Annotated in this window: 9 protein-coding genes; 2 read left to right on the plus strand and 7 right to left on the minus strand. The window is 67.0% G+C overall.

Annotated features, from left to right (window positions below):
• Positions 1 to 21 precede the first annotated feature (21 nt).
• The 7 genes from VFP86_09820 to cysK all read right to left on the minus strand — a co-directional run bounded on the left by VFP86_09820 (position 22) and on the right by cysK (position 8,588).
• The gene (locus tag VFP86_09820) at positions 22 to 1,695 is read right to left on the minus strand and encodes a thiamine pyrophosphate-dependent enzyme (protein HET8999930.1); all 1,674 of its coding nucleotides are present in this window, start codon (positions 1,693 to 1,695) and stop codon (positions 22 to 24) included.
• 43 nt (positions 1,696 to 1,738) lie between these two features.
• The gene (locus VFP86_09825; protein ID HET8999931.1) at positions 1,739 to 2,449 is read right to left on the minus strand and encodes an ABC transporter ATP-binding protein; all 711 of its coding nucleotides are present in this window, start codon (positions 2,447 to 2,449) and stop codon (positions 1,739 to 1,741) included.
• A gap of 12 nt (positions 2,450 to 2,461) precedes the next feature.
• Positions 2,462 to 3,244: an ABC transporter ATP-binding protein gene (locus VFP86_09830; GenBank protein ID HET8999932.1), complete on the minus strand. Its 783-nt coding sequence runs from the start codon at positions 3,242 to 3,244 to the stop codon at positions 2,462 to 2,464.
• Between the two features lie 6 nt (positions 3,245 to 3,250).
• Positions 3,251 to 4,963: a branched-chain amino acid ABC transporter permease gene (locus VFP86_09835; GenBank protein ID HET8999933.1), complete on the minus strand. Its 1,713-nt coding sequence runs from the start codon at positions 4,961 to 4,963 to the stop codon at positions 3,251 to 3,253.
• Positions 4,944 to 6,002, minus strand: coding sequence for a branched-chain amino acid ABC transporter permease (locus VFP86_09840; GenBank protein HET8999934.1), 1,059 nt, complete (start codon positions 6,000 to 6,002; stop codon positions 4,944 to 4,946). The genes VFP86_09835 and VFP86_09840 overlap by 20 nt, the downstream gene beginning before the upstream one ends.
• 97 nt (positions 6,003 to 6,099) lie before the next feature.
• Entirely contained in the window at positions 6,100 to 7,362 is a 1,263-nt protein-coding gene (locus VFP86_09845; GenBank protein ID HET8999935.1) for a branched-chain amino acid ABC transporter substrate-binding protein, read from the minus strand.
• 191 nt (positions 7,363 to 7,553) lie between these two features.
• Positions 7,554 to 8,588 carry a cysteine synthase A gene (gene cysK / locus VFP86_09850; protein HET8999936.1) on the minus strand — a complete coding sequence of 345 codons (1,035 nt, stop codon included), beginning with the start codon at positions 8,586 to 8,588 and terminating at the stop codon, positions 7,554 to 7,556.
• 81 nt (positions 8,589 to 8,669) lie between these two features.
• Between cysK and VFP86_09855 the strand changes: the two genes are divergently transcribed.
• Together VFP86_09855 and VFP86_09860 are read left to right on the plus strand one after the other, a co-directional pair.
• Positions 8,670 to 9,563, plus strand: a complete 894-nt coding sequence (locus tag VFP86_09855) for a xanthine dehydrogenase family protein subunit M (protein ID HET8999937.1) — start codon at positions 8,670 to 8,672, stop codon at positions 9,561 to 9,563.
• A 1-nt stretch (position 9,564) separates the two neighbouring features.
• Positions 9,565 to 10,077: a (2Fe-2S)-binding protein gene (locus VFP86_09860; GenBank protein HET8999938.1), complete on the plus strand. Its 513-nt coding sequence runs from the start codon at positions 9,565 to 9,567 to the stop codon at positions 10,075 to 10,077.
• The last annotated feature ends 117 nt before the right edge of the window (positions 10,078 to 10,194 follow it).

Raw genomic sequence — 10,194 nt, forward strand, 5'->3', positions numbered from 1 at the left:
ACCGGGCCTGCGCCGCCCGCCCTACCCGCGATATCCGGCCCGGAAGATCGGGAATGGGTTCGGCATCTCGGCGACCGGGACCTCGATCAGCGAGGGGCGCCCACTCCCGAGCGCCTGCCCCAACACGCTCCGTAACTCCTGGGGGCTCCGGGCTCTGCGCCCGTCGACCCCGAACGACTCGGCCATCTTCACGAAGTCCGGGTTGGTGAGGTCTGAGGCAATCAGCCGGCCGCCGAAGGACTCCTTCTGGATCCGGCGGACGTTGCCGTAGGCGTTGTCGTTGAAGACGATCGTCACGACGGCCAGCCGGTGCCGCACCATCGTGGAGAGCTCTTGGACGTTGTACATGAACCCGCCGTCACCGTTGATCGAGACGACGTTCCGGGACGGCGCCCCCACCTGGACGCCGAGCGCCGTGGCGAACCCGTAGCCCAGCGTGCCCTGATAGCCGGACGTGATCAGCGTCCGCGGCTGATACACCGGGAATCCGCCCCACTGTGCCCAGTAGCCGACCTGCGTGCTTTCGCTGACCAGGATCCCGTCGTCGGGCAGAACCTCGCGGATGGCCATGGCATACGATGCCTGCGGTTCCACCGCGCACAGCAGGTCTCGCACCTTCTGCCGCACCGCGGTGAGCTCGTCCTCGCGTGAGGTCCGCTTGCGGTTGTGCCGCGGCACGCGGGTGACGAGGTCCGCAAGCGCATCGTGCGCATCGGCTACGACGCCGACCGCGACCTTGGCGTTGCGCCCGATCTCCTCCGGGTCGATATCGATCTGGATCACCGTCTGGCTCTCATGGGGCCCCCAGGAGGACCCGGCGGGCTCGAGGAAGCGGGTCCCGACGGCGAGCACGACATCAGATGTCGGGAGCAGGTGTTGGGCCGCCACCATGATCTGGGCGAGATAGTGCCTGTCCGAGAGCGCTCCCCTGCCGTTGCGGGACATCACGACCGGCGCCTGAAGCATTTCGGCGAGATGCTGGAGCGGCTCCCACGCGCCCGACTGGAGCACCCCACCGCCGGTGAAGATGATCGGCCGCTCCGCCGCCCCCAGCGCCTTCGCCACGCGCTCCATCACCTCTGGATCGCCCGGCTGCCGTTCGGGTTCGACGCGGTCGATGGCGGTGACCTCGCCCGCTGCCTGCAGGACGTCGAGGGGGACCTCGATCGCAACCGGCCGCACGTGGCCCGACTGGAGCTGCCAAAACGCTTCGCGCATCAGCGGGGGGATCTCCTCAGGCCGGTTGGCCCGCGCCGCCCACTTCGTGACGGAACGGAGCGAGGTCAATTGATCCTTGATCTCGTGCAGGAGCCCGCGGCCGGCCCCGATTTGGTGGGACGGGATCTGGCCGGTGAGGCACAGGACCGGAGACGAGCAGGCGTAGGCGGTCGCCAGGCCGGCCATCGCGTTGAGCACCCCCGGTCCGGGGACCATCACGCAGGTCCCGACCCGTCCTGTCGTCCGCGCATAGCCGTCCGCCATATAGGACACGGCCTGTTCGTGGCGCGTATGATACACCCGGATCGCGTCGCGCTCGTAATACAGCGCGTCGAACAGCCAGTCCAGCTGGATGCCGGGCAGACCGAACACCACCTCGACCCCCTGGGCTTTGAGGCACTGCACCAGTGCCTGCCCTCCCGTCAACTGCGTCGCCGGACCGCGTCCCTTCGTGCCTGCCACCACCACTCGATCCACCTCCAGACGTCTTCCTTCCTATAGGATTGGCTGCGGCCCGCCTCTACTCCCCCAGGTACGCCCGCTTGACTTCCTCGTTGGCCTGCAGCTCCGCCGCGCCGCCCTGGAGCACGATGCTGCCGGTCTGGAGGACGTAGCCCCGGTCTGCGATGTTGAGGGCCATGAAGGCGTTCTGCTCGACGAGCAGGATCGTCGTGCCCTGCCGGTTGATGTCCACGATCGCCTCGAAGATCTGCTCCACCAGGATCGGGGCAAGGCCCATCGACGGTTCATCCATTAAGAGGACCCGTGGACGCGCCATCAGCGCCCGCCCGATCGCGAGCATCTGCTGCTCACCGCCGGAGAGCGTCCCGGCGACCTGCGTTATCCGCTCTTTCAAGCGCGGGAAGAGGGAGAACGTTCGATCGAGACCCGCGCGGATCTCCGCGGCATCGGTTCGCCTGAACGCGCCCATCTCCAAGTTTTCCAGAACGGTGAGCCGCCCGAAGATCCGGCGCCCTTCCGGCACCTGCACGACCCCCTTGAACACGATCTCGTGGGGCGGCACCGAGGTCAGATCTTCCCCTTCGAGTCGCACGCAACCCCGGTGAGGGCGCAGGAGCCCGCTGATCGTGTTCAGGGTTGTGCTCTTGCCGGCGCCGTTGGCGCCGATCAGCGTGACGATCGTGCCCGCAGCCACCTCGAACGCGAGGCCGCGCAGCGCGTGGATCGCGCCGTAGGAGACGTGGAGGTCTTCGATCTCGAGCAGCGCCATGGGAGCCTTCGGTCAGCCGGCCGTCCCCGCCGCGGCCTTCTTCCCGAGATACGCTTCGATCACCCTCGGGTCGGCCTGGATCTCCCGCGGGGTCCCCTCCGCGATCTTCATGCCATAGTCGAGCACGGTCACTCGATCGGAGATCCCCATCACGACCCGCATCTGGTGCTCGATCAACAGGATCGTGAGGCCCAACTCGTCTCGAAGCCGGCGGATAAACGCCATCGTGCCCAGGCTCTCGCGTGGATTCATCCCGGCGGCGGGCTCGTCGAGCAGCAGCAGCGCCGGCTTCGTCGCCAGTGCCCGCGCGATCTCCAGCCTCCGCTGTTCTCCATACGGAAGGTTCTTCGCGAGGAACTCCCGCTTGGTATCTAGTCCCACGAACCGGAGCAACCGGCGTCCCTCCTCGACGGCCTCCGCTTCCAGGCGCTGCGTGTCCCGCGTGTTCAGGATGGCGCCCACCCAGGTTGATTTGAGGTGAATGTGCTGGCCGACCAGCACGTTCTCCAGCACTGTCATGTTGACGAACAGCCGGATATTCTGGTACGTCCGCGCGACCCCCAGGCGCGCGATCTGGTCGGGATCGAGCCCGTTGACGGGCTCGTCCCGGAAGAGGATTTGTCCTTCCTCTGGGCGGTAGAAGCCCGTCACGCAGTTGAAGACCGTGGTCTTGCCGGCGCCGTTTGGCCCGATAATGCTGTGGATCGCCCGGTCGGCGATCTCGAGATCCAGCTCGCCAACAGCCACGAGCCCCCCGAACCGTTTCGTCATCCTCCGCGTCACCAGGATGCTCATGCGAGCCTACCCGCCCGCCGGTCCTTCCGCGCCGGCAATCGATCCTGCGGGCGCTGGGATCGCCTCGCCCGCCGGTTCCTCTAGGCCTTCATGCAGCTCCCGCTGGCGCACGGCCGATGGGATCAACCCTTCGGGCCTGAGCAGCATCATCGCGACCAGCACGGCTCCGTAGATGAGAAACCGGAACTCGCCGAACTCCCGAAGCAGCTCTGGAAGGCCCACGAGGAAGACCGCACCGACGACGACCCCCCACAGGCTGCCGATCCCGCCCAAGATAATCAGCACGAGCACGTTGATCGAGATGAGCAACTGGAAGCTGTGCGGGAAGATCGACTTCAGCATCACCGCGAAGATCGCCCCGCCAATCCCTGCGAACACCGCCCCGAGCCCGTACGCCAGCAACTTCGTGGCGACCAGGTCGATGCCGATCGCCTGCGCGACATCCTCGTCCTCCCGGATCGCCGCCCATGCCCGCCCCAGCCGCGAGAACTGAAGCCGCCACGCCACGTACGCGGCCAGCGCGGACGCGACTAGGGTCAGGTAATAGAGCTGGCGCGGCCCGGCCAACTCGTAGCCGGCGATCACCGGCCGAGGGATCGACAGGATGCCAAACGACCCGCCCAGCCACGGCTGAAGCGCGTCGGACAGCACGAGGAGGCGCACGATCTCGCCGAGTCCCAACGTCGCGATCGCGAGATAGTCACCGCGCACCCGCAGCACGGGGATCCCGAAGATCACCCCCGAGACGAGCGACACGACGACCGCGAACGGGATCGCGGCCCAGAACGAGAAGTGCACCAACCCGTGCTGGCCCAGCGAGGTGAGCAGCCCGACGGTGTAGGCGCCGATCGCGAAGAACGCCACAAAGCCGAGGTCCAGGAGTCCGGCGAACCCGACCTCCAGATTGAGACCCAGGCCCATCAGCGTGAACAGGCCGACCGACACCATGACCTGCGCCACGAACGGCCCACCGGCCACGGGGATCAACAGGAGACCGGCGACGCCGAGCGCGATCCACGTCCAGCGGAGTGCGCGCTGGCCCGCGGGGGGGAGCGAGGCGATGCGCACACGTACCGCCTCCCGCCTGTGACGCCACGTCCCGGTCACGATCCACGTCACGACGCAGACCGCGGCGGCGCCGCGAAGCGACGGTCCGTTGATGTCAAAAAGGAAGCGGCGGACCGCCACCGGCAGCCCCTGCCCCTGCAGGAGCAGTTGGAGCAGATCCTGGAAGAGGCTGAGGAGCAGCGTCGTGGACAACCCTGCGAGAAGCGTCCGCCGGACTTCCCGCGGCATGAGATACAACAACGCGCCGCAGACGCCGGACACCCCCTCGGTGAAGATCAGCAGGGGTATCCCCGTGCCGAGGTCCCGATCGAACGCCAGCAGAGAATAAAGCCCCGGTGAGGCGTTCACGAACATCGCGCGGAGGTTAATCCAGCTTCCCACGAGAAGCAGCGCGGTGAGTGCCGCCCCGGTGAGGAGGCCCACCGCTCCCCCCGCAACGACACCCGACGTCGCGGAACCGTTCCGGCGCGCCGCGACGTATCCCCCGGTCACCCCCGTGATGAGCAATAGCGTCCAGCCTAGGCCCAGCACGTTGCTGATGATCCAGCGTCCCTTGAACGTCTCCACGATGCCGACCAGGCAGAGGTAGACTGCGATCAACCCGAAGATCAGACCGATCCGAATAATGGCGCTATGCCCGCTTGGTCGCAAGACGTTCTCCGAGGAACCCCGATGGCCGGAAGATCAGCATGATCAGCAACATAGTGAACGCGATCACGTCCCGTAGTTGGTAGGGCGCCCGGACGCCCAGCCCGTCCAAAAACAGCGCCGGGCCAACCGATTCCACCACGCCCAGAAAGATCCCGCCCAACATCGCCCCGGGGATGTTGCCGATACCCCCCAGCACCGCCGCCGTAAAGGCCTTGATCCCCGGCACGAACCCCGTGAAGAAGTACACCTGCTTGAACACCAGGGCGTACATGATCCCCGCCGCGCCCGCCATCGCGCCGCCCAGCGCGAACGTGAACACGATGATCCGGTCTACGTCGATCCCCATCAGCGCCGCGGCATCCCGATCCTCCGACACGGCCCGCATCGCCTTTCCCAGCTTGGTCCGCATCACGACCGCGTAAAGAATCAGCATCATCACGACCGCGGCCGCCAATACGATGGCCTGCGTCCGGAGGAGGTGCACCGGCCCGACCTGCCACTCGCCGGTCAGCACCCGAATGTCCGGGTAGGCCTGCACGCCGGCGCCGAAGAAGCCACGGAAGGTGTACTGCAGGAAGAACGACGCCCCGATCGCGGTGATGAGCGGGATCATCCGCGGCGCGCGCCGAAGCGGCCGGTAGGCGATCCGCTCCACCAGCAAGGCAACCCCCATCGAAGTGGCCATCGCCACCATCAAGAGCAGGACCAGCGAGGGCAGCACGTACTGGTTGAGGAACCCCGACGCTCCCAGCGGGACCGCGACAAAGTACGCGATGTACGTTCCCGACATGAACACCTCCCCGTGCGCGAAGTTGATCATGTTCAGGACCCCGTAGACCATCGTGTATCCCAGGGCGATCAGCGCATAGATCCCGCCCTGCGCCAGCCCGAACTCCACGAAGTCGGCCCACTGGCGCCCGGTGTACCTTCCTTCCTTCAGCGTGGCGATCGATCCAACTACGACGATAAACACGACCACGATGCGGAATGCCCACAGGAAAACGTCCACATATGTGATTCCCCGGCGCCTCACCCGCATCTCGGCCCTCCGCGGCACACCGCGACAAAACAAGGACGAGCCGAAGACGTAGGTCGTCTCCGGCTCATCCCGGTCATTTGCGCTGCGTCGCTAGCGGCTACTTGGTCGGGTAGACCTTCTTGGGATCGGTTCCCAGGCTCCACGTCGCGGAGTTTGCGCTGACGACCTGGTACACGGCAATGTGCGGGTCCCCGCAGTCCCCGTATGGGTTGCACGTGAGCGTCCCGGTCACGCCCTTAAATCCCTTCGTCGCGAACAGGGCGTCGCGCAGGGCCTTCCTGCCGATATAGAGCGACCCTCCGTCGGCCTTCGCCACCTTTTGGATCGCCGCGAACACGACATTGGCCGCATCGTAACCGTGCGCGTGGAACCCGGAGATCGGCTTCTGCCCGTACTTCTTCTGATACTTAGGCAGGAACTCCGTGGCATACCGGGGCCCGAGCGCCCCGGGCGTGAGATCCGGGCTGCTCAAGTACATTCCTTTCGCCGCGTCACCCGCCGCCTTGGCGAAGTCCGGCGAATCGAGCCCGTCCGCGCCCATCAACGTCGTGCTCTTCAGTCCCTCGATCTCCCGCGCTTGGCGCGTCACGAATCCGCCGGCCGCGATGAAGATCGGATAGTAAACCAGATCCGGCTTAGTCGAGGCGATGCGGGTCAGCACAGGCTTCATGTCCGTGTCGTCGCGACCGATCGCCTCCTGCGTCGTGATGGTCCCGCCCTGCTGCTTGAAGTTCTCCGCAAAAGCATTCGCCAGGCCCTGCGCGTACGGGCTCCCATCGTGGATCGTCGCCGCGCTTTTCTTCTTCAGCACCGTTCGGACGAACGTCGCGGCGATAGCTCCCTGGACCTTATCGTTGTGAACGACTCGCAGGTATCCATCGAAGTCCGGACTCCGCTTCGGATCCGTGAGAGGCGGCGCCGTGTTCGACGGCGACACCGTCGCGATCCCGGCCTTCCACAGGATCGGCGTCCCCGGCACCGCCTCGCTCGAGCAGCTCGAGCCGATCGCCACGACAACGGCCGAGTTCGCCGCGATCTTCGTCGCCGCGGTCTGCCCACCCTCGGGGTTGCATCCAGTGTCTTCGCCGATCAGCTTGATGTCGTGTCCCATCAGCTTGCCCTTCATGTCGTCGATGGCGATCTCGATGCCCCGCTTGCTGTCGGTACCGAGCGAGCCATCCGACCCGGAAGTCACCAGCCAGTACGCGATCGTAATCGGCTCACCCGGCCCGATCTTCACAACCCCGATCGGATCGTTCACCGGACCCATCTGGGCGGCCGGCACCGACGTGGCCAAGTACCCGCCGGCCGCGACGAATGCGCACACCACCAGTGCGAACAGCCTGCTCAAACGTGCCATAGGCTCCATCCCTCCTTCTAAGGATCTCTCAGAGCTGCCTTACTCAATAGTCTTCCGAATCCGGCGATGGTCCCGCCCGCGCTCACCCCCCGTTGAGCCCGACGGCTTGCGGGCGGCTTGACCCTGGTTCCCGTGACTCCTGGCATTCCTACGTTCTCGACGACGCATAAAGTTCCTTGCCTCGGTGGGCGTTAGTCGATCACGACGAGCCGCCGAGCGGAGAGCCGGCGGGCGTCTTCCGGCCGAGGGGTGTGCGCCCGCGACGGGCTCTCCACCGTCGACCGCGCGCCGACAAGCTCCGTCGAGAGGTAGCGCAACCCGTTGTCATTGATCATCGTCACGATCGTGCGGAACTCGGGAAACGCGCGGGCGACCTTGAGGCACGCGACGACGTTGCACCCCGACGAGATGCCGCAAAAGATCCCTTCTTCCCGCGCAAGCCGCCGCGCCATCGCGATCGCCTCATCGGAGGAAACCGTGACCACCCCGTCGACCCATTGAAGATCGAGCACGTCGGGGATGAAGCCGTCCCCGATGCCTTCGATCTTGTGCGGGCCCCATCGCCGGCCCGACAGGATCGCGCACTCCGCGGGCTCGACCGCGAAACTGCGGACCGCCGGCCTCTGCTCCTTGAGGTACGCGCTCACCCCGGTAAGCGTCCCTCCCGTTCCCTGCGACGCCACGAACGCGTCCACGCGGCCATCCGTCTGCTCCCAGATCTCCGGCCCGGTCGACCGGCGGTGGGCACGGACATTATCCTGGTTCGAGAACTGGCCGACCTCCCAGAAGCGCCCTGGGGACTCCGCCTTGAGGTCTTGCACCTTCTCCAGCACCAGATCCACGTCGCTCTCGGCGCCCGGCGTCAGCACGAGCTCCGCACCGTAGGCCAAGATCGTCTGCTGGCGCTCGCGGCTCATCCCTTCCGGCATCACGATGATGACCCGGTAGCCCTTGGCCGCGCCCACCATGGCTGTGGCGATGCCGGTGTTGCCGGTCGTGCCTTCGATGATCGTCATGCCGGAGCGTAACTCGCCGCGGCGCTCGGCCTCTTCCACTAGAAAGGGCAGAATACGGTCCTTCACACTGCCGCTCGGACCGAAGTACTCGAGCTTGGCGAGGACCGCGGCACCCAGATCGCCGACGACGCCCCGCAAACGAACCAACGGGGTCAGGCCAACGGTGTCCAGGATGCCTTCCGCGGGACGACGGCGACGTTCCCAATCCATACCCTTACGGTTTCGCAGCAGAAGACACGCACCCTGCTTGCAACAGGATTCTCCTCCGCGACCGTGTAAAGGACCGGCCTAGTGTACCTGTATCCTTTCACGTACTGCGCCCCTACCACCGTGGACGAGGCGCTTGCTCTCCTCCAGGCTCACCCGGACGGGAAGATCCTGGCGGGGGGCCAGAGCCTCATCCCGCTCATGGGGCTGGGGCTGGCCCGGCCAAGTGCGCTGATCGACGTCAACAACCTGCCCGGGCTCGAGGGCGTGGTCGAGGACGGCGGCTCCTTGCGGATCGGCGCGCTCGTGCGGCATCGGACCCTCGAAACGGATCCGGCCGTCCGGCGGCGCTGCCCCATCCTCGCCGAGGCCGCCTCCGTGATCGGCAACATTCGGGTCCGCCATCGAGGTACGATCGGCGGAAGTCTCGCGCACGCCGACCCCGCCGCGGAACTCCCGCTGGTCGCGACGGCGATGGGGGCGACGCTCGAGATCCGGGGGCCTCGTGTGTCGCGAGAGATCGGCGCGGAGAAGTTCTTCTTAGGGTATCTGCAAACGGATCTCGCGCCGGTCGAGATGGTCACGGGCATTCGGGTGCCTGTGGTGAACGCTGGGACCGGCTGCGGATTGGCCCAACTGGTCCGGCGAGCAGGCGACTTCGCCATCGTCTCGGCGTGCGCCTTGGTGTCGCTCGACGATGCGGGCCGGTGCACCCACGCGGCGCTGGCCCTGGGGGGGGTCGGCTCCCACCCGGTCAGGATCCACGGTGCCGAGGCCCTGTTGGTCGGGCGCGCACTGACCGACCGGTGCATTGAGGACGCCGCCCGCGTCGTGTCCGGTGAGCTCGATCCCGAGTCGGACGTGCACGCGTCGGCGGCCTACCGCCGGGCGATGGCGCGGGTGATGGCACGCCGCGCCCTGGCGGCCGCGGCGGCGCGCGCGGCCGCCTCGACTGCTCATGAAGAGGAGCGCGGCTGAAGTGACGGTGCGGGCCGAGGACACCGGCGGCCGGCGACGCCTGGAGTTCGTCCTCAACGGACGCCCGGTCGAGGTATGGGTGGCGCCCCATGAGACGCTGCTCGCGGTCCTCCACGACGCCCTTGGAGCGACCGAGGTGAAGTACGGGTGCGGCGAGGGCGTGTGCGGCACCTGCACGACGCTCCTCGACGGCGCGCCGATCAACGCGTGCCTGCTCCTCGGTCTCCAGGCGCACGGCCGTGCGGTCACGACGGTCCGGGGGCTGCGCGGCGCGGAGGGACGCCATCCTCTCCAGCAGGCCTTCGTGGACCACGAGGCGGCCCAGTGCGGGTTCTGCACCCCCGGCATGCTCCTGGTGGCCTATGTGTTCCTGCGCGACCATCCCGCGCCGACGCGCCGGCAGATTCGGGCCGCGCTCGCGGGCAACCTGTGCCGGTGCACCGGGTACACGCGCATCGTGGATGCGGTGGAAGCGTGCGCGGCGGCCCCCCGCGCGAGCCGGGAGGCGACGTAGCATGGGCATCGTGGGCAAGGCGCTCCCGCGCTTCGATGTCGCCGACAAGGTCGACGGGGCAACCTTGTACGCGGCCGACTGGAGCCTTCCCGGGATGCTGGCCGGTCGCATCCTGCG

The sequence above is a fragment of the bacterium genome (genome assembly GCA_035703895.1).
Classification (GTDB): Bacteria; Sysuimicrobiota; Sysuimicrobiia; order Sysuimicrobiales; family Segetimicrobiaceae; genus Segetimicrobium.